Here is a 19644-nt window from a genome sequence, read left to right as displayed (position 1 = left end):
TTAAACACGGCAAAATTAGCAGTCATTTAGCACTTCGTTAAACGTAGTAAAGGTCGTCTGAAACGGTTCAGACGACCTTTTAATATTTACGCTCTCCATTGCAGGCAGATTTACGTTTCTGCAGGCGGAAGGGGCGGGTGTTCGTCGGTTTCGTCCGATTTGGGTTTGATAAAGCGGCTGCACCAGATACCTGCTTCGTAAAGCAAGATAAGCGGGACGGCAAGCAGGGTTTGGGAAATCACGTCCGGCGGTGTAATGATGGCGGCAACGACGAATGCGCCGACAATGACGTAGGGTCGTGCCTTTTTGAGTTGTTCGGTGGTTACGATGCCGATTTTGGCAAGCAGGACGACGACGACGGGGACTTCGAAAGTCGTGCCGAATGCGACGAACATGCCCAAAATAAAGGACAGGTATTTGTCGATGTCGGTCGCCATGTTGACGCCGACGGGGGTGATGCCTGCGAGGAATTTAAAGATGACGGGGAAAACGAGGTAGTAGGCAAACGCCATGCCGATAAAAAACAGGCTGACGCTGGAGAGGACAAGCGGGGTGATCAGGCGTTTTTCGTTTTGATAGAGGGCGGGCGCGACGAATGCCCAGATTTGGTAGAGCGTGTGCGGCAGGGAAACGAGGAATGCCGCCATCAGCGCCACTTTCACCGGCACGAAAAACGGCGCGATGACGTCGGTGGCAATCATGCTGGTGTCTTTGGGAAGATTCACCATCAATGGTTTGGCAACAAAGGTGTAAAGCTGCTGGGCAAACGGCATCATGCCGAGAAAGCAGACGACGATGCCGATGACGATCCACATCAGGCGGCGGCGCAGCTCGATAAGGTGTTCGATAAGAGGTTGGACGGATTGTTCGTTTTGAGGTTCGGACACCGGTTTACTCACTTTTTACGGACGCGAAGTTTGGGTTTGGCATGAAATTTCGGACGCAGGTCGCGCTTGCGGTTCATCGCTTGTTTTTTGAGGGAGGTGATATGCAGCACGGGCGCGTCTGCGGAAGTGTCGATATAGCTGACTTCTACGGCATTATTGAAAACCGGAGCGGCACTGCCGGTCAGGTATTCGCGCCATGCGCGGTCTTGCTCGGATTCTGCAGGCGTGTCGGTTTCGACAGCATCCGTCGGATTGCCTGCTTGCTCCGTAGCGTTTTCAGACGACGTGGAAACAGCCGGGTCGTCTGAAACTTCCGTGCTTAACGAAGGAAGCGGGTTGCCATGTTCATCCAAACCGAAATCGGCAGGCGTGCGTTGCGCCGGCAGGCGTTCCCAAGGTTTGAGTCCGTCGGAAATGTCGTGCAGGTTGTCCTGCATATCCGTACCGGTTTCTTTGAGGCTGTCGCGCACTTGTGCGGCGGCGGCTTCAAATTCCTGTTTGGCTTTGCGCAGCTCTTCCAATTCGACTTGGGTGTTGAATTCCTGCTTGACACTGCTGACGAGGCGTTGCAGCTTACCGATGAGCCGTCCGGCGGCACGGGCGGCTTCGGGCAGACGCTCGGGGCCGAGTACAATCAAGGCGACGATGCCGACTAAAAGCAGCTCGCCCAAACCGAAATCAAACATAGATTATGCTTTGTCTTCGTCTTTTTTGTGTTCGATGACTTCGTCTTTTTTGGCGTCAGTGCCTTCGTTCAGGCCTTGTTTGAAGTCATGCACGGCACCGCCGAGGTCTTTGCCGACGTTGCGCAGTTTTTTGGTACCAAAAACCAAAACAACGATGATTAATACGATAATCCAGTGCCACAGAGAGAAGCTACCCATAATAAATCCTTGATATAGTTGAAAATGGATGGTGGGAATGTTGGTTTATGCAGGCGTACCCATGATGTGGATATGCAGGTGGAAGACTTCCTGCCCGCCGCCTTTGCCTGTATTGATCAGGGTTTTGAAGCCGTCAGTCAAACCTGCCGCTTCAGCGATTTGAGGGACTTTCAACATCATTTTGCCCAAGAGGGTTTGATGTTCGGGCGCGGCGTGTGCCAGCGAGTCGAAATGGACTTTCGGAATCAGCAGCAGATGAACCGGCGCAGCGGGGCGGATGTCTTTGAAGCACAACATCTCGTCGTCTTCGTACACGGTTTGCGCCGGAATGTCTTTGGCGGCGATTTTACAGAAAATACAGTTGTCCATAATGGCTCCGAGGTCGTCTGAAAACGAGCGCAGCGAGTTTCGCTAAAACGAGTACAACGAGTTTCACTAAAACGAGAGAATAGAGTTTCGCTAAAACGTGTGCAGCGCGTTTCGTCAAACAGACGGCAGAAAAACGAATAAGGTCGGATTGTAATATAAATTCAAGACTCTTTGCGAGAGGCTTTTTCCGCCAAGCCTGATAAACCTTGACGGCGCGCAAGCTCGTTGACGACATCTTCGGCGCGCAAACCGTGGTGCGCCAAGAGAACCATAGTGTGAAACCATAAGTCGGCAACTTCGTAAACGAGGTGTTCGCCGCCGCCGTCTTTCGACGCCATCAGGACTTCGCCCGCTTCTTCGATAACTTTTTTGAGGATTTTGTCTTCACCTTTGTGCAGAAGCTGGGCAACGTAGGAAGCTTCGGAATCGCCGCCTTTGCGGGAGTCGATGGTGTTTTGGATTTGGGTGAGGATGGTGTCGGACATGGGATTTTCGGCTTTGCTTTGAAGGATAAGGATTATTCGGATAAGGCATCGGTTTGCTTGGCTTCGCGTAACGCTGTTTCTGACAACAGATAATCATCCGCCCGATTTTTGGTGAAACTCGCTGCGCTCGTTTTGGCGAAACTTGCTGCGCTCATTTTAGCGAAACTCGCTGCGCTCATTTTCAGACGACCTCTAAGGATGTGTCTGCCCATAAATGGCTTCTTCGTCTTTCAACACGGCATCAACCGTCTGCCATGCGCCGTCTTTCCAAACTTTGTAGAAACAGCTTTCGCGTCCCGTATGGCAGGCGATGCCGCCGTTTTGGTCTATCAGCATCACGATGGAGTCGCCGTCGCAGTCGAGGCGCAATTCGTACACCTTTTGCGTGTGCCCTGATTCTTCGCCCTTCATCCATTGTTTTTGGCGCGAGCGGCTGTAATAGTGGGCGAAACCGGTTTCTACGGTTTTTTGCAGCGCTTCGGCGTTCATCCATGCGACCATCAATACGCGGCGGGTCTGCCTATCTTGGGCGATGGCGCAGACCAAGCCTTTTTCGTCGAATTTGACGGCTTCAAGCAGGCTGTTATCCATATTCGGCATCCTTATTTATTTTGACGAACTCGCTTCGTTCATTTTAGCGAAACTCGTTACACTCGTTTTGGCGAAACTCGCTGCGCTCGTTTTCAGACGACCTCGAGTCAATCAAGTTCAACTTACAGCCGCACTTCGATTCCAGCTTCGCGCATGGCGAGCTTCGCATCGCGGATACTGACTTCGCCGAAGTGGAAAATACTGGCGGCAAGCACGGCATCGGCTTTGCCTTCTTTGATGCCGTCAATCAGATGCTGAACATTGCCGACGCCTCCTGAGGCGATGACGGGAATGTCGACTGCTTCGCTGACAGCGCGGGTCAGCGGCAGGTTGAAGCCTTGTTTCGTGCCGTCCCTGTCCATGCTGGTGAGCAGGATTTCGCCCGCGCCGCGCCGCTGCATTTCAACCGCCCATTCGACTGCGTCCAAGCCCGTCGGCGTGCGCCCGCCGTGGGTGAAGATTTCCCATCGGGTGTTTTCGGGATTGACGGCTTTGGCATCGACGGCGACGACGATGGCTTGCGAGCCGAAAAATCCGGCGGCTTCGTTGACTAAATCGGGATTGGTGACGGCGGCGGTGTTGATGCTGGCTTTATCCGCACCTGCATTGAGCAGGCGGCGGATGTCGGCTACGGTGCGCACACCGCCGCCGACGGTCAGCGGAATGAAAACCTGTGAGGCAACGTCTTCGATGACGTGCAAAATGGTGTCGCGGTTGTCGGAGGAGGCAGTGATGTCGAGGAAGGTCAGCTCGTCCGCACCTTCGTCGTTGTAGCGTTTGGCGACATCGACGGGATTGCCCGCATCGCGCAAACCGAGAAAGTTTACGCCTTTGACGACGCGGCCGTCTTTAACGTCGAGACAGGGGATGATGCGTTTTGCCAGTGCCATTTTGAATGCCTTTCCAAACCTAGGAATGAGGTCGTCTGAAAGTGGGCGCAGCGGGTTTCGCTAAAACCCATACAACGGATTCCACCCAAACGGACAATCCGTTTCAGACGACCTTACAAATCATTGATACCGGCAAGGCAGGTGTTACGCCAGCCAGTTGTGCACCCATTTGGGCAGATGTTGGAGCAGTTGGAAATAGCCGACGCCTGCAATGGCGGCGAATACGCAGGAAGTCATAAAGCTGCCGCTGAAGCGTCCGACGATATAAAACACTGTGCTGGCAAATGCCCACAACGCGCCATTAAACACCATCCAATAGGTGTCGATCATCGGCATATCGAACGCGGAAAGCTGGCGGACGAGGATGGCGATGATGGTAAATCCCAAACCTTCGCTGACGGCGCGCACGTTGCGGCCGGACGACCAGATAATCCAAAAGCCCAAAATAAATGCTTCAAACATGAAATACCCCTTGAAAAGTAAATAAAACTAGTGAGTGTGGGATGGTGAGTCCCAAACAATATTCGGCGGTCAGCCGCCTTTTATTGTGAAGAAAAATGGACGAACCCGTCTTTTGTCCTGCCTGTGCAGACAGGACAACAATGAAAGCAAACAGGTTCAACCGAGTATTGTGTATCTTCGCCCCGCTATATTGTTTGAAAACGGCGGGACAAGTGAGTAAGAAAACGTTTGGTCATTTCAGACGACCTGGATGGTTGTTTTTAAATAAGGTCGTCTGAAAACGAGCGCAGCGAGTTTCGCTAAAATGAGTGTAACGAATTTCGCCAAAACGAGTGCGACGGGTTCCGCCAATACAAATTATGCCAGCGAATCCGCCAACTGCTGCGCTTGGGCAAAATCAATACTGCCCTCGTAAATCGCACGACCGGTAATCGCACCCGCCACGCCGTGTTTCTCAACGGCACACAAAGCTCGGATGTCGTCCAAATTGGTCAAACCGCCCGATGCGATAACCGGAATGGCAACGGCTTGCGCCAGTTTGACGGTTGCGTCGATGTTCACGCCGCTCATCATGCCGTCGCGGCCGATGTCGGTGTAAATAATGCTGTTGACGCCGTCGTCTTCAAAACGTTTCGCCAAATCAATCACATGATGCTCGGTTACAGTCGCCCAACCGTCTATCGCCACCATGCCGTCTTTGGCATCCAACCCGACGATAATCTGCCCCGGAAACGTTTTGCACGCCTCGCGCACGAAGTCAGGATTTCTTACCGCCGCCGTACCGATAATGACGTCGTTCAATCCCAAATCCAAATATTTTTCAATGGTTTCCAAGTCACGTATTCCGCCGCCCAGCTGTACGGGAATGTCTTTGGCAACAGCAGCGAGGATGTCCTTGATGGCGGGAAAATTTTGCGGAACGCCGGCAAATGCACCGTTCAAATCCACCAAATGCAAACGGCGCGCGCCTTGTTTGAACCAATGCAGCGCAGTTTCGGCGGGCAAATCGGAAAACACCGTCGCCTGCTCCATCAAACCTTGTTTCAGGCGCACGCAGCGGCCTTCTTTTAAATCGATTGCGGGAATCAGCAGCATGGGAATCCTATCCTTATGCGGAGTGTATTTTACACAAATTATCGAGTTTTAGCATATTTGAATAATTTAAGTTAACAATAATACGGAATCCTGATCAAAATCGCTTGAAAATCCTTTTCAGACGACCCGATTAATTTATAAAAATCAAAGTGCAAGCCTTTTCAAACTGTCCAGTCCAAGAAATTGCGTAACAGCAACAATCCTGCGTCGTGGCTTTTTTCCGTGTGGAACTGGGTGGCGAAGACATTGTCTTTGCCGACGATACAGGCAAATTCGTTAGGATATTCGCTGGTAGCAAGGACGGTTTCGGGGTCTTCGGGAGCGAAGTAGTAACTGTGGACAAAGTAAAAGCGCGTTTCTTGTCCGATGTCTTTAAACAGCGGGTGCGGGCGGGTTTGGCGTACTGTGTTCCAGCCCATGTGCGGCACTTTCAGACGACCTCCGTGTTCATCGGTTTGATTGGCGGAGAAGCGTTTGACCCTGCCTTTAAACCAACACAGTCCGGCGGTATCGCCTTCTTCGCTGTGTTCGAACAATAATTGCGCGCCGACGCAGATGCCGAAAAACGGTTTGTTTTTCAATCCATGTTCCACTGCCTCGCCCAAACCGCTTTGCCGCAATGCAGCCATACAGTCGGGCATCGCACCCTGACCGGGGAAAATGATTTTGTCGGCAGCGAGGATGTCTTCGGGGCGGTCGGTCAGATAAACTTCACCGGCTTTTCCCGACAAGGCTTGCGCGGCTTGTACTGATTTGAGGACGGAATGCAGGTTGCCCATGCCGTAATCGACAATAGCGGTTTTCATGTTTTCTCCTTGGTTTGCAGCTTGTGCTTATCGGTATGGTTATGAATATTGTAACAAAACATCGTACCGGAAGGACAAAAGAAAAAGGTCGTCTGAACATTTTTCAGACGACCTTTTGCTTTATAAGGTTCTTACATGAAGAAAATAGCTGCTATGGCGACAGCAATCACACCGTAAATCGCCATCGGAATAACGGTTTTCTTGATAATCGCACCTTCGGCGTTTTTCACGTCCAGTACGGTACATACGGCGATGATGTTGTTGATGCAGACCATGTTGCCCATTGCGCCACCGACGGATTGCAGGGCGAGGATGAGGGTAACGGACAGGCCGGTATCAAGGGCGATTTGTTGCTGAATCGGACCAAATGTCAGGTTGGATACGGTGTTCGAACCGGAGAAGAATGCACCGATAGCGCCAAGGTAAGGGGAGAAGTAAACCCAGTGTTCGCCTGCCATCGCGGCAAACTCTTTACCGATGATTTTCACCATGGAGTCGTCGCCGCCAACCATCATCAGTTGAACCATAATCAGCGCGCCCATCAAGGCAAGCAGCGGTTTTTTGGTTTGGTTGAACGTTGCAGCGTAGAAAGCCCAGGCGTCTTTGAATTTGGTTTTATAAAGCAGGATACAAATCCAAACGGTAAAGACAAACGGAATCCATGCGGGAACGTAGAGGGTTTGGTAGGACGCATTGACGCCTTGTCCGAAAATATTGCTGAAAGTAATGGTCAAAGAGTCGCTGACGGTGATATTGCTCAAATCAAACGGCAGTTGGAAGCTGAACCATTTATCTTTGCTGGTCAACAGGCCTTTGATGCCGAGCTGTTTGATGCGGGTAACCACCAGCATGCCGATAAGCATACCCAGGGGGGCAAGTGCTTTGGCGACTTGGGCGAAAGGTACTTTTTCGGCATTCGGGTCTTTCGGATGGTCTTTGCTCAAGCCCCAGCCGTGGTTGGCGGCGAATACAGACACCATCAGACCGATTGCGCCGGCAACGAGTGATGGGAATTCTTCGTTAACCATCGCCAAGGCGACATAAGGAATGGTACAAGAGAAGACGGCGATGCCGATGAAGCCCAGGTTTTTACGGATTTCAGACCAAGGCACGATGAAGCTCAAGCCGATGACGGGAATGACGAAACTCGCGAAGAAGTGCATCACGCCGGTTTGCATACCGATTTCCATAATGCTCTTTTGATCCAAACCCAAAGGAGCGAAACCGAACCAAGTCGGTGTACCCACCGCGCCGAATGATACAGGCACGGAGTTCATGACCAGCGTAAAAATCGCCACTCTCAACGGGTTGAAACCCAAGCTCATCAGAATCGGGGCGGCAATCGCAGCAGGCGTACCGAAGCCGGATGCACCCTCAATCATAAAGGCGAACGCCCAGCCGATGATCATCAACTGCGCCACAGGGTTTGGGCTGATGGTCGCCAGCCATTTGCGGATAACGTCGATACAGCCGGTGGTTTCCATCATACGGTTGAACATGATCGCACCGAAAATCACGGTAATCGGCGTCAGTGTGGAAACCAGGCCGGACGCTGCGGTTGCGTTGAGCAGCATAGCGTCGTCTTTGAAATAAAACAGCTTGATGGCGTAAATCAGCGCGGCAGTAATCGGCAGCGCAATGTAGGAAGGCATGCTGTTTTTCTTAACCATCAGCCAAATCAGCAGAATGATAGGGAAAATACTAAGGAATAGTGCCATGGTGAATCCTTAAAATCGGCATTGTTTATCAATTTTTCTAGTGATGTCGGATGCGAGAAAGATATCGAACCTTAATCTGAGAGCAGATATCAAATAAATTGGTAATACCAATTTAAAAGAACGCCGCATACTTTACGTAATCCGATGTAATCGGTCAAGTGGTTTATGTACATTAGGCATCTACCAGACAAGGTTTTCAGGGTTTGCAAATTGGTTTCGGCATATAGCCGCCGATTAAGAGCAGAGTGTTGATTACACGGTAAAAGAATTTGTTGTTTAAAAACCAAAAGGTCGTCTGAAACCATTTCAGACGACCTTTTTATGCGTTTATATAGTGGATTAAATTTAAATCAGGACAAGGCGACGAAGCCGCAGACAGTACAGATAGTACGGCAAGGCGAGGCAACGCCGTACTGGTTTAAAGTTAATCACTATATCTTTACTTTTATTCCCACTCGATCGTGGCAGGCGGTTTGCCGCTTACATCGTAAACTACGCGGTTGATGCCTTTGACTTCGTTGATGATGCGGTTGGAGACGCGGCCGAGCAGCGAGTATGGCAGTTCTGCCCAGTGTGCGGTCATGAAGTCGCTGGTGATGACTGCGCGCAGTGCGACGACGTAGTCGTAAGTGCGCCCGTCGCCCATTACACCGACGGATTTGACGGGCAGGAATACGGCGAAGGCTTGACTGGTCAGGTCGTACCAAGATGTGCCGTTTTCATCGGTGGTGTTGCGCAATTCTTGGATGAAAATATCGTCTGCCTGACGCAGCAAGTCGGCGTATTCTTTTTTCACTTCACCCAAGATACGCACGCCCAAACCAGGGCCGGGGAACGGATGGCGGTACACCATTTCGCGCGGCAAGCCCAAGGCAACGCCCAGTTCGCGCACTTCGTCTTTGAACAAGTCGCGCAGCGGTTCGAGCAGCTTGAGCTTCATGTTTTCAGGCAGGCCGCCGACGTTGTGGTGCGATTTGATGGCGTGGGCTTTTTTGGTTTTTGCACCTGCGGATTCGATTACGTCGGGGTAAATCGTGCCTTGCGCCAGCCATTTGGCGTTAGTGAGTTTTTTCTCTTCTGCATCAAATACTTCGATAAATTCCGCGCCGATGATTTTGCGTTTTTTCTCGGGATCGGTAACGCCGGCGAGTTTCGCCATGAATTGCTCTTCGGCATCAACGTGAATCACTTTCACACCCAAATTGCGGGCGAACATATCCATCACCATTTTGCCTTCATTCAGGCGCAAGAGGCCGTGATCGACGAACACGCAAGTCAGTTGGTCGCCAATGGCGCGGTGAATCAGCGCGGCGGCTACGGAAGAGTCCACGCCGCCCGACAGACCCAAAATCACTTCGTCGCTGCCGACCTGTTCGCGGATTTTGGCAACGGCTTCTTCGATGTAGTTCGGCATCGTCCAGCTGGGTTGCGCGCCGCAGATGTCCAAGACAAAGCGGTTCAACAGGGCGCGGCCTTGTTTGGTGTGGGTCACTTCGGGGTGGAATTGGATGCCGTAGAATTGTTTTTCGACGTTTTCCATCATGGCAATCGGGCATGACGGGGTATCGCCGATAACGGCAAAGCCGTTGGGCAGTTTGGATACTTTATCGCCGTGGCTCATCCATACGTCCAGCGTATTCGGCGCGTCATCGTAAATATCGCGGGTCAGTTCGCTATCGATGGTTTTGACTTGCGCGTAACCGAATTCACGCTGGTTGCCGGGCTGAACTTCGCCGCCCAAGTGGTGCGCCATAAACTGCATTCCGTAGCAGATGCCCAAAACCGGAATGCCCAAATCGAAAATGCCGGTATCGGCTTGATAATCGGATTCGTAAACGGAATTGGGGCCGCCGGAGAGGATGATACCTTTCGGATTGAAGGCTTTGATTTCGTCCAAAGGCATGTCGAAAGAATGCAACTCGCAGTAGACATGGGCTTCGCGCACGCGGCGGGCGATAAGCTGGGTAACTTGCGAACCGAAGTCGAGGATGAGGATTTTGTCTTGGGTCATGGCGGGAACTTTGCAGAGTAATAGGGAACGGTCTGACTGTCTCAAAACGGGATTCCGATAACAAAACAGGTCGTCTGAAAACGGCGGATTATACCATTTTCAGACGACCTTTGCAGGGAGGAGGCTTAGTTATCCTGCTGTTTATGCTGCTTATAAGGCACCATATCGCTGCGCGAAAGCAGCAGCAGGCAGCCCAGTACCATCATTCCCAAAGCAACCAGCGGCGAATATCCGAGCCAGTATTGATTGTGCAGATATACCGCCGCGCCGATATACACCAGCAGCGGGCCGGAAACGATAGACTGCTTGTTGACACCGTCCATCACCAAAACCGCAATCCCCGCCAGCACCATACCGGCGGACACGATGGTCGAAGTTGCGGGCAGGATGTCCGTCGTTTTCAAAAACCAAACGGCACCGAAGATAATCAAAAACAGCGGCAGGAAAAGCGAAGAGCGGGACATGGCGTTACTCCGTAAAATTTCAGACGACCCTGATTATTGGGTCGCAGGGGTCGTCTGAAAAGCCTGAAGAAAGCAATCTTGGGTATGTTTTTGCAAACATAGGGCTTGATGTGTAAACGGCGGGCACAAGTTTGCAGCGGCATCAGCGCCCGGCGTTCCATTCAAGCTGTTATCAGCCTCAGTGTACATTTTTCATCAAACGTTGTTTTTCGCGTTTCCAGTCGGCTTCTTTCAGGCTTTGGCGTTTGTCGTGTTGTTTTTTACCCTTCGCCAAACCGATTTCCATTTTGATTTTGCCTCGTGTGAAGTGCAGGTTCAACGGGACGATGGTATAACCCGCACGCTCGGTTTTACCGATGAGCTTGTTGATTTCGGATTGCTTGAGCAAAAGCTTGCGCGGACGGACGGGGTCGGGTTTGACGTGCGTCGAGGCAGTCGGCAGCGCGGTAATATGGCAGCCGACCAGATAAAAAGCGTCTTTTTTCCAGTAGATATAGCTTTCTTTCAACTGTACCCGCCCTGCGCGGATGGCTTTGACTTCCCAACCTTCCAATACCAGGCCGGCTTCGAGCTGATCTTCGATAAAGAAGTCGTGAAAGGCTTTTTTATTATTGGCAATACTCATAATTCTATTCTTGTCTTCTGTCTTTTCAGACTGGGTATTTTAACAGGATGCGGGGGTAGTGCGAACTGCTTCTCAAACCGACTGTATTTTCCACCCTCTTCCGCTTTTCAATCTTTAAACGTATGCCGCTCTATACGGCAAATTATAGTGGATTAACTTTAAACCAGTACGGCGTTGCCTCGCCTTGCCGTACTATCTGTACTGTCTGCGGCTTCGTCGCCTTGTCCTGATTTAAATTTAATCCACTATAAAATCAGAAACACCAGACTACCCTAGCCTCACATTCGTATAGTATGGCAAAGTGAAATAGAAAATCCCCAACCTATCGCCCTTCCCCTCTCTTCCTAAAAAGCAAAAGAATAGGCTGGAATTTTGCTTCATACTGATTTTCGCAAGAAGCATATCAAATGCACCACACGCTCCTCGATGAAGGTCGTCTGAAACTGGGAATAGGTTTTCAGACGACCTTTCCGATTGCTGTCTGTCAATTTTCCGCATCGCGGCAGATTTCGATGGCTTCCTGAAGGCTGGAAACGCCGAAGATTTTTAGATTCGGAAACTCTTTTTCGTTGCGCGGCATATTGGCTTTGGGAACGATGGCGCGTTTGAAGCCGAGTTTTTCCGCTTCTTTGAGCCGCTCTTGTCCGCGTGCGACGGGGCGGACTTCGCCGCTGAGACCGATTTCGCCGAAGGCGACCATTTTTTCGGGCAGAGGGCGGTTGCGGAAGCTGGAGAGCATGGCGAGGATGACGGCGAGGTCGGCGGCGGGTTCGCCGATTTTGACGCCGCCGACGGCATTGAGGAACACGTCTTGGTCGAAGCAGGCGATGCCGCCGTGGCGGTTGAGGACGGCAAGCAGCATGGCGAGGCGGTTTTGTTCGAGACCGACGGTGAGGCGTTTGGGGGTGAAGCCGTGCGCATCATCGACCAATGCCTGAATTTCGACCAAAAGCGGGCGGCTGCCTTCCTGCGTGACCAAAACGCACGAACCGGGTGTGTCGTCGCGGTAGCTGGCAAGGAAGATGGCGGACGGGTTGGATACGCCTTTCAAACCGTTTTCGGTCATGGCGAACACGCCCAGTTCGTTTGCTGCGCCGAAGCGGTTTTTGATGGCGCGTATCATGCGGTAGTTGGAATGTTGGTCGCCCTCGAAATACAGCACGGTATCGACCATGTGTTCCAGCACGCGCGGGCCTGCAATCGCGCCGTCTTTGGTAACGTGTCCGACCAGTATCATGGCGATGCCCATCTGTTTCGCCATGCGCGTCAGTTGGGCGGCGCATTCGCGCACCTGCGATACGGAGCCGGGGGCGGAGGTGATTTGGTCGGAATACATGGTTTGGATGGAGTCGATGACGACGACTTCGGGCTGATGCTGTTTCAAGGCCGCTTGAATCGCTTCCATGCGGATTTCGGCAAGCAGGTTCACGCCTTCGGTGGGCAGTTCCAAACGTTGCGCGCGCAGGGCGACCTGTTGGGCGGATTCTTCGCCGGAAACGTACAGCACTTTGCGGCTTTGCGCCATTTTGGCGATGGTTTGCAACAGCAGCGTGGATTTGCCAATGCCGGGGTCGCCGCCGAGCAGAATGACCGCGCCATCGACCAAACCGCCGCCCAATACGCGGTCGAGTTCGCCCATACCGGTCGGATTGCGCGGCACTTCGGTGGCGGTCACGGCAGATAGGGATTGGACGGTCGAGGTATCCGCCGCCCAAGATTGGAAGCGGGCGTTTTTCGGCTCGGGCGCGGCCAGGCTTTCTTGAAGCGTGTTCCACTCGCCACAATGCGGGCATTTTCCTTGCCATTTCGGGGAAGTGCCGCCGCATTCGGTACATTGGTAGATGGTTTTGGGGGCTTTTGCCATGATGTTTTCCCTATGGGTTTTTGAAGTGTGAAAAGGTCGTCTGAAAACTGATATCGTTTTCAGACGACCTTTTTTCAAGGATTCGAACTGAGCTTATTTGCTTTCGTCTTTACCGTCTTTCTTGTCTTTTTTCGGAGCCGGTTTTTTCGCCGCCAAACCTAAAGACTTCTGCCATTCGGCTGGATTTTTGACTAAATCCAAGGCTTTGCGGAGCTGGTCATCTTTGGCAGGATTAGGAATACGACGGCTGGAGAGGTCTTCGTCTTTCTCTTTGTCCTTGCCTTTTTTGGACTTGGCGTTTTCGTCGGCTTTGGCGGCTTCGTTTGAATCAGGCGTGCTGATTTCGTTGCTGCTGTTGACGTCTTCGCCGCCGAGCGGGTTGCCGATGTGTCCGGCGAGGTCGGCTTCGCGGCTTTCAAAAGCGCGGTCTTTATCTTTGACTTCGACGTCGGGAACGATGCCTTGCGCTTGAATCGAGCGGTCGTTCGGCGTGTAGTACAGGGCGGTGGTCAGTTTGACTGCGCTGCCGTTGGACAGCGGAATCAGGGTTTGTACCGAGCCTTTGCCGAAACTTTGCGTACCGACGACGACGGCGCGTTTGTGGTCTTGCAGCGCGCCTGCGACGATTTCGGAAGCGGAGGCGGAGCCTGAGTTAATCAACACGGTCATCGGGATGGTTTTCAACTCGGCAGGCAGATCTGCCAGCGGGTCTTTGCCGCTCACGCGGATATAGTCTTCGGGACGGGCTTTCAATACCGAGCTTTCTTTGCCGTCGCGTCCTTTGGTGCTGACGACTTTTGCATCTGCAGGCAGGAAGGCGGCAGACACGCCGACCGCGCCGTCAAGCAGACCGCCCGGGTCGTCACGCAGGTCGAGGACGAGGCCTTTGAGCGGCGCGCCTTTGTTTTCTTTAATCAATGCCTTGGCGGATTCATTGATGGCTGCCACGGTGCGCTCTTGGAATTGGGACACGCGGATGTAGCCATAGCCCGGTTCGAGCAGGTGATGGCGGACGCTTTTGACTTTAATGATGGCGCGGGTCAGGTTGACGACGATGGGTTTGTCCGCATTTTTGCGCGAAAGGGTCAGGGTGATTTTGGTACCCGGTTTGCCGCGCATTTTTTTCACGGCTTCACTGGTGGTCAGACCGCGTGTGGAAACGTTGTCGATTTTGACGATGAAGTCGCCGCTTTTCACGCCTGCGCGCTCGGCGGGCGTATCCTCAATCGGGGCAACGACTTTGATAAATCCGTCTTCCTGCCCGATTTCCATACCCAAGCCGCCGAATTCGCCGCTGGTAGATTCTTTCATATCGGCAAAGCCTTTTTTATCCAAATACTCGGAATGCGGGTCGAGGTCGGATACCATGCCTTTCATCGCGCCTTCAAAGAGATCGGCATCGGATTTATCTTGGTAATAATTGGCTTTGATCTGTCCGTAAACTTCCGCCATGTTGCGGATGGATTGTACGGGCAGGGTTTCGTTGTCTTTTTTGTCTTTTTCGGCGGCAAAGCTTTGAACGCTCAAGCTGAGGACGACACCGCTGAATGCGCCGAGTGTGTAGAGTGCGACTTTTTTCAAAGTGGATGTTGACATTATGAATAGCTTTCTTTTTGTCTTATTTCATTTCAGACCGTAATGACTGTGAAACGGAGTATGGAAATATTGCTTCAGACGACCTGAATACACGTCCGCAAGACTGTATGCGATTTACGCTTGATAAACAACCGGATTCGCGTAAAAAATATCTGCGCGGGTGTAAAAGCTTTTGAATATAAGGCCGTTGGGTTCAGTTATTAAATTTCAGACGCCCCTGTGATACGGCAAAAGGTCGTCTGAAAACATCAAACCTGTTTGCAGGTCAACTTATCCAGGAGAGCGGGTTCATTGCCTGCCCGTTGTAGCGGACTTCCAAATACAGGCCTTCCATGCCCGAAGGCAGAGTTCCGCTGATGCCTAGGCGGTTGCCTGCGGCTACGGCATAGCCTTTGGCGACTTCGATTTCGCTCAAGCCTGAATAAATGCTGATATAGCCGTCGCCGTGATCGATGACGATGACTTTGCCGAAACCTTCCAATTCATCGGCGTAGGTAACCGTACCGCCGGCGATGCTGCTGACGATTGCCGGAGTCGTTTGGTAGAACACGCCTTTCCAAACTTCACCGTCGCCGCGGTCTTGTCCGAAGAGTCCGGCAAGCGTGCCGCTGACCGGTTTTTTCAGACGACCCTGCATACGGCTGAAGCTGTTGGCATTGCTGATTCTGACGTAGGAAGGCGCGCGGATGTTCATGTCTTCGGCGGTCAGGTTGGACATGGCGGCGCGTTCGTCGGCGGCTTTTTGCGCGGCGGCGGCGCGGTCTTTGCGCGCTTTTTCAGCGGCGGCAAGACGGGCTTCGGCGGCTTTTTTACGCGCTTCGGCTTCCTGGCGGCGTTGCTCGGCTTTACGCTTTTCCAAGTCTTTCAGCAAGTTGTTCAGGCGTTGTTCGTTTTCTTTGTGGTTGATTTTTTTCTGCGCCTCTTTTGCCATCTGCGCGTTTTGGCGGCGGCTTTCCGCCTGTTCGGCAGTGTTGGTTACACCTTGGCGGCGCAGCGAGGACTGGACGTTGACCTGAAGTTTTTTCAGGTATGCCAGCTCGTTGTTGATTTTCTGCTCTTGCGCTGCCAGCTCTTTTTGCTGCTTCTCAAGGTCTTTGATGACTTGATCGTTGGCGGTGTTGATATAGCGGGTGTAACGCAGAAAGCGGGTTTTCTGACCCGGCTCGGCATTTTTCAGGAACAGGGCAACGGCGTTGGGCTGGCTGTTTTTATAATTGCCCGAAACAAAGCGGGAAATTTGCGCGCGCGTGTTGGAAACCTGAGTTTTCAGGTGGTTCAAATCAGCATTGAGTTTTTGAAACTTGTCCCATGCGTCGCGCTGTTGGCGGTTGATGGCGGATAAGTTGATACGGCTTTGCTGCAACTGTTTCAACGTGGTATTGACGTGAATGATGAAACCTTCGTTGAGGCTGCGCAGCGATTTTTTGCTTTCCAAATCATTGGCGGCGGCAGTTACTGCGGCTTTGAAGTCGTCTGAATCGGCGGCAGCGGTTTTCTTATCGGCTTTGTCCGCTTTTTTCTCGACGGCTTTTCTGTCTTGTTTTGCCGCTGCTTCGTCTTTTTTAGGCAACTCGGCGGCTTCTTTTTTTGCCTTTACATTATTTTTGGCTGCGGGTTTGTCTGCCGCTTTGTCTTTGCCTTTTACAGGCTCGTTTTTTGCGGAAACGGCTTTGCCTGCCTTCTCTTCCGCTTTGGTTTCGCCTTTTTTGGTTTTGTCGGCTTTATCTTGTTTTTTGGCTTCTTTGTCGTTTTTACGTTCTTTGGCACGCTCGTTTTTCGCCGCTTCGGCAGTTTCTTTTTTGCTTTTGGCTACGGGCTTGTCTTCTGCCTTGTCCTTAGTGTTTTTGGTGGCAGGTTTCGCTTTGTCTTTGGCCGCTTCTTTTTTAGCAGGTTCGACAGCGTCCTTTTTGGCTTTGATGCTTTTTTTGACAGGCGCAGCCTTCTCCTTAGGCGCCTCTTTGGCGGCAAAAGAGGGAGAAGCGAAACCGATGAGCAGGGCGAGTAAAAGAGGTTTGTAACGCATGATTGGGTTCTAGATCGTTAAAATAAAGGCAATAGGCGGAATTATATAGTCAGCGGGGTCGTCTGAAAATAACATCTGTCCATATTTACTCCGATAATGCCGTCAATTATGCTTGTAATCTGAACAAGCGGTCTTATATAGTAGGAGCTACGGTGTTAGCTTCTTTATTTTCAACCCCCAAAGGTTTCTTAATTTACATGAATAAAATCATTCTGCCTGCGCTTTGCGCCCTGCTTCTTGCTTCTTGCGGTAACGATACCGACAAAATCGGACGTGCCAGCACGGTTTTTCATATGCTGGGGAAAAATGACCGTATTGAAGTTGAGGGTTTTGACGATCCTGATGTGCAAGGGGTTGCCTGTTATATTTCTTATGCGAAAAAAGGCGGTTTGAAAGAAACGGTGAATTTGGAGGAGGATGCGAGCGATGCTTCCGTGTCGTGCGTGCAGACGGCGGAGGTTATCCGTTACAAAGAGCAAGCTGTCGCCAAGCCGCGGGAGGTGTTTAAACGCAGTGCGAGTTTGGCGTTTAAGAGCCAGCAGATTATCCGTTATTACGATCCTAAGCGTAAGGCGTTTGCGTATCTGATTTACAGCGACAAAATCGTTCAGGGTTCGCCGAAGAACTCTTTGAGTGCGGTCTCTTGCTTTGGCGGTGCTAAAGCGGATGCGCAGCAAATTGCCGATGCGGAAGGCAAACAGATTTACGGTGCGTGCGTCGTGGATGCGCCTGTGCCGACCAAATAAAAGACAAGCGATATGAACCTAACCGACCATTTCTTGATTGCCATGCCCGATATGGATGATCCGTTTTTTGAAAATTCGGTGATTTATGTGTGCGAACACAACGAAGAGGGCGCGTTGGGCATCATCATCAACAAACCGTCGCCGATTACGATGGACATGATTTTTGCGGCGTCTGACCGCAATATCCCTTTGCGGATGCAGCACGAACACGTCATGATGGGCGGGCCGGTACAAATCGACCGCGGCTATGTCGTGCATACGCCCGTGGGCAACTGGCAAAACAGTATGATTGTTTCAGACGACATTGCCCTGACTTCTTCGCGCGATGTGATTGAAAACTTATCGCGTGAAGGCGCGGTGGACAAAATTTTAATCAGCATAGGCTATTCGAGCTGGAGCAAAGGGCAGCTTGAACGCGAGCTGGCGGACAATGTCTGGCTGACGGTGAAGGCGGACGAACATATTTTGTTCGATATGCCTTATGAACACCGCTACGCCGCTGCATTCGCCAAGCTGGGCATCCAGCCCGATGCGCTTGTATGTGGAGCCGGTCATGCATAAAGCACCGGCAGGGACGGTTTTGGCGTTTGATTTCGGCGAGGCGCGTATCGGTGTGGCGCAGGGCGATGCGGAGCTTGGCTTGTCGCATCCTTTGGCGACTGTGACCGGCAACAGCAACGACGAGAAATTCAACGCCATTGCCAAGCTGATACGGGAATGGCAGCCCAAGCATTTGGTCGTCGGATTGCCGACCCACGCCGACGGTACGGAACACGAGTTGACCCGCCTCAGCCGCAAATTCGGCCGCCGCCTGCACGGGCGTTTCAACCTGCCCATATATTGGGTGGACGAACGGATGTCCTCGCTATATGCGGAAAGCCTGCTTGCCGAAGCGCAGGTATTCGGGCGCAAACAGAAGGCGGTACTTGACCAAGTGGCGGCGCAAGCGATTTTGCAGGGCTTTTTCGATGGCGGTGCGGCGGAGTATTTCAACGGCAGGGAAGAAGGTTCGGAAGAATAATTTGTTTGAGATAGTTTGAAAAAGGTCGTCTGAAAGTGGAGTTGGCGGGATTGGAATCCGGCAACAGGCTTTCAGACGACCTTTTTGCATCAGAACAAGGCTTCAATCCTTAACAGCGCGCCGACGCGGTGTTTTTGGTTTTCCTTGCGGTTGTTGTAGTAGTTGACTTCGGTTTGGGTGAACAGCCAGTTGCGCCAAATCGGTTGGCGGTAAGTGGTAAACGGACCGTAGGTATTGAGGGCGGCTTTGCGTTTTTCAATATTGCCGCCGGTGTACACGCCGTAGTTGACGTGGCGGTGTTTGCCGAGGTTGTGTTGGCGGAAGAGGCTGTTGCCCCATGTCCAGTCTTCGGTTTTATCGTGTTCGTATTGCAGGTGTGCCTGATTGGCGATAAAGCTTCTTTCGCTGGGGATGTAGCGCGTTTCCCAGTTGGTACGGACATGGTGTTTGCTCTTGATGCCGTAACGGTAGATTTGTTCCAAGCTAGTGTCGATGTGGTCGGTCAGTTGCCAATTGCTCGAGCTTTTGGCGCGGGCGAACAGGTCGCTGCCGGAGCGGATACCGATATCGAAGTCGGTATTGGTGCGCTGTTTCGCGAATGCTTCGGTCCAGCGGACGGCAAGAGAGGCGTTGTTGTCGCGGCTTTGGGAGGCGTCGAATATCCTGCCGTTGGTATTGGTACGGTTGCGGTAGGCGTTGGCTTCGTGTTTCAACTCGTCGTCCAAAGAGTCATCACCGAAAACCACATGGACTTTTTTCTCCAAAGTCGGCAGTTTCAGACGACCCCGTACGCGTGGCGTCACGGTAAACTTGTCGTCAGGGTTCCATTCGGTATCGAGCATGACGCGAAGGTTGGCATCGGCAGGATGGTCGGGATTTGGTTCGCCAAACCAGTCGTCTATGCGGTTGGACCATTTGTCCAAGCGTTTGGAAACTCCTTTGTGGCGGTGGTCCAACCAAGTGTCGCCGTCGGCGGGTGGTTCGTCGTTCGCGGCGGCAACGGTCGGCAAGAGGATAAGCAGGGTGAATAGGGATAACGTAGAGGTTCGGAGAGTCATTGTTTTTCCTAGCTTAAAGCATAAAGCTATTATGGACGGTATCTTAGGG

At 52.0% G+C, this 19644-nt stretch carries 22 protein-coding genes; 3 read left to right on the top strand and 19 right to left on the bottom strand.

Annotation, left to right across the window (positions count from 1 at the left end; genetic code table 11):
• Nucleotides 1-110: 110 nt before the first annotated feature.
• From tatC to RSJ68_01305, 18 genes are all read right to left on the bottom strand, one after another.
• A complete protein-coding gene (tatC, locus tag RSJ68_01390; GenBank protein WNU97448.1) occupies nt 111-887 on the bottom strand; it encodes a twin-arginine translocase subunit TatC in 777 nt (258 codons plus the stop codon).
• An 8-nt stretch (nt 888-895) separates the two neighbouring features.
• Nucleotides 896-1573: a Sec-independent protein translocase protein TatB gene (tatB, locus tag RSJ68_01385; GenBank protein ID WNU97447.1), complete on the bottom strand. Its 678-nt coding sequence runs from the start codon at nt 1571-1573 to the stop codon at nt 896-898.
• A gap of 3 nt (nt 1574-1576) precedes the next feature.
• Nucleotides 1577-1771: a Sec-independent protein translocase subunit TatA gene (gene tatA / locus RSJ68_01380; protein ID WNU97446.1), complete on the bottom strand. Its 195-nt coding sequence runs from the start codon at nt 1769-1771 to the stop codon at nt 1577-1579.
• A 45-nt stretch (nt 1772-1816) separates the two neighbouring features.
• Nucleotides 1817-2140, bottom strand: a complete 324-nt coding sequence (locus RSJ68_01375) for a histidine triad nucleotide-binding protein (protein WNU97445.1) — start codon at nt 2138-2140, stop codon at nt 1817-1819.
• Between the two features lie 161 nt (nt 2141-2301).
• The gene (locus RSJ68_01370; GenBank protein WNU97444.1) at nt 2302-2625 is read right to left on the bottom strand and encodes a phosphoribosyl-ATP diphosphatase; all 324 of its coding nucleotides are present in this window, start codon (nt 2623-2625) and stop codon (nt 2302-2304) included.
• A gap of 32 nt (nt 2626-2657) precedes the next feature.
• Nucleotides 2658-2837 carry a hypothetical protein gene (locus tag RSJ68_01365; protein ID WNU97443.1) on the bottom strand — a complete coding sequence of 60 codons (180 nt, stop codon included), beginning with the start codon at nt 2835-2837 and terminating at the stop codon, nt 2658-2660.
• The gene (gene hisI / locus RSJ68_01360; protein WNU97442.1) at nt 2818-3216 is read right to left on the bottom strand and encodes a phosphoribosyl-AMP cyclohydrolase; all 399 of its coding nucleotides are present in this window, start codon (nt 3214-3216) and stop codon (nt 2818-2820) included. The genes RSJ68_01365 and hisI overlap by 20 nt, the downstream gene beginning before the upstream one ends.
• A 122-nt stretch (nt 3217-3338) precedes the next feature.
• Nucleotides 3339-4106 (bottom strand): imidazole glycerol phosphate synthase subunit HisF, encoded by a 768-nt coding sequence (gene hisF, locus RSJ68_01355; protein WNU97441.1) that lies wholly within the window; start codon nt 4104-4106, stop codon nt 3339-3341.
• 144 nt (nt 4107-4250) lie between these two features.
• Entirely contained in the window at nt 4251-4568 is a 318-nt protein-coding gene (locus RSJ68_01350) for a multidrug transporter MatE (GenBank protein WNU97440.1), read from the bottom strand.
• A gap of 357 nt (nt 4569-4925) precedes the next feature.
• The gene (hisA, locus tag RSJ68_01345; GenBank protein ID WNU97439.1) at nt 4926-5663 is read right to left on the bottom strand and encodes a 1-(5-phosphoribosyl)-5-[(5-phosphoribosylamino)methylideneamino]imidazole-4-carboxamide isomerase; all 738 of its coding nucleotides are present in this window, start codon (nt 5661-5663) and stop codon (nt 4926-4928) included.
• 161 nt (nt 5664-5824) lie between these two features.
• Entirely contained in the window at nt 5825-6469 is a 645-nt protein-coding gene (gene hisH, locus RSJ68_01340) for an imidazole glycerol phosphate synthase subunit HisH (protein WNU97438.1), read from the bottom strand.
• A 131-nt stretch (nt 6470-6600) separates the two neighbouring features.
• Complete coding sequence (locus tag RSJ68_01335; protein ID WNU97437.1) at nt 6601-8187, bottom strand: L-lactate permease; 1587 nt, start codon at nt 8185-8187, stop codon at nt 6601-6603.
• A gap of 445 nt (nt 8188-8632) precedes the next feature.
• On the bottom strand, nt 8633-10198 hold the full coding sequence (gene guaA / locus RSJ68_01330) for a glutamine-hydrolyzing GMP synthase (protein ID WNU97436.1): 1566 nt from the start codon (nt 10196-10198) through the stop codon (nt 8633-8635).
• A gap of 125 nt (nt 10199-10323) precedes the next feature.
• The gene (locus RSJ68_01325; GenBank protein WNU97435.1) at nt 10324-10662 is read right to left on the bottom strand and encodes a hypothetical protein; all 339 of its coding nucleotides are present in this window, start codon (nt 10660-10662) and stop codon (nt 10324-10326) included.
• A gap of 178 nt (nt 10663-10840) precedes the next feature.
• Complete coding sequence (gene smpB, locus RSJ68_01320) at nt 10841-11287, bottom strand: SsrA-binding protein SmpB (GenBank protein ID WNU97434.1); 447 nt, start codon at nt 11285-11287, stop codon at nt 10841-10843.
• Between the two features lie 484 nt (nt 11288-11771).
• Entirely contained in the window at nt 11772-13151 is a 1380-nt protein-coding gene (gene radA, locus RSJ68_01315; protein ID WNU97433.1) for a DNA repair protein RadA, read from the bottom strand.
• Between the two features lie 93 nt (nt 13152-13244).
• On the bottom strand, nt 13245-14747 hold the full coding sequence (locus RSJ68_01310; GenBank protein ID WNU97432.1) for a S41 family peptidase: 1503 nt from the start codon (nt 14745-14747) through the stop codon (nt 13245-13247).
• 265 nt (nt 14748-15012) lie between these two features.
• Nucleotides 15013-16770, bottom strand: coding sequence for a peptidoglycan DD-metalloendopeptidase family protein (locus tag RSJ68_01305; GenBank protein ID WNU97431.1), 1758 nt, complete (start codon nt 16768-16770; stop codon nt 15013-15015).
• 197 nt (nt 16771-16967) lie between these two features.
• On the opposite strand from RSJ68_01305, the gene RSJ68_01300 reads away from it, so the two are divergent.
• The 3 genes from RSJ68_01300 to ruvX are packed head-to-tail and all read left to right on the top strand — an operon-like array spanning nt 16968 to nt 18537.
• Nucleotides 16968-17516 carry a CreA family protein gene (locus RSJ68_01300; protein WNU97430.1) on the top strand — a complete coding sequence of 183 codons (549 nt, stop codon included), beginning with the start codon at nt 16968-16970 and terminating at the stop codon, nt 17514-17516.
• Nucleotides 17517-17528: 12 nt separating this feature from the next.
• On the top strand, nt 17529-18077 hold the full coding sequence (locus RSJ68_01295) for a YqgE/AlgH family protein (protein ID WNU97429.1): 549 nt from the start codon (nt 17529-17531) through the stop codon (nt 18075-18077).
• Nucleotides 18070-18537 carry a Holliday junction resolvase RuvX gene (ruvX, locus tag RSJ68_01290; protein WNU97428.1) on the top strand — a complete coding sequence of 156 codons (468 nt, stop codon included), beginning with the start codon at nt 18070-18072 and terminating at the stop codon, nt 18535-18537. The genes RSJ68_01295 and ruvX overlap by 8 nt, the downstream gene beginning before the upstream one ends.
• Nucleotides 18538-18626: 89 nt before the next feature.
• Here ruvX and RSJ68_01285 read toward each other — a convergent pair whose 3' ends face one another.
• Nucleotides 18627-19595 carry a hypothetical protein gene (locus RSJ68_01285; protein ID WNU97427.1) on the bottom strand — a complete coding sequence of 323 codons (969 nt, stop codon included), beginning with the start codon at nt 19593-19595 and terminating at the stop codon, nt 18627-18629.
• Nucleotides 19596-19644: the final 49 nt, after the last annotated feature.

This window comes from Neisseria sp. DTU_2020_1000833_1_SI_GRL_NUU_006 (assembly GCA_032388755.1).
Taxonomy (GTDB): Bacteria; Pseudomonadota; Gammaproteobacteria; order Burkholderiales; family Neisseriaceae; genus Neisseria; species Neisseria sicca_C.
Note: the sequence above shows the minus strand (reverse complement) of the source record. Positions and strands in the feature narration are given on the sequence as shown.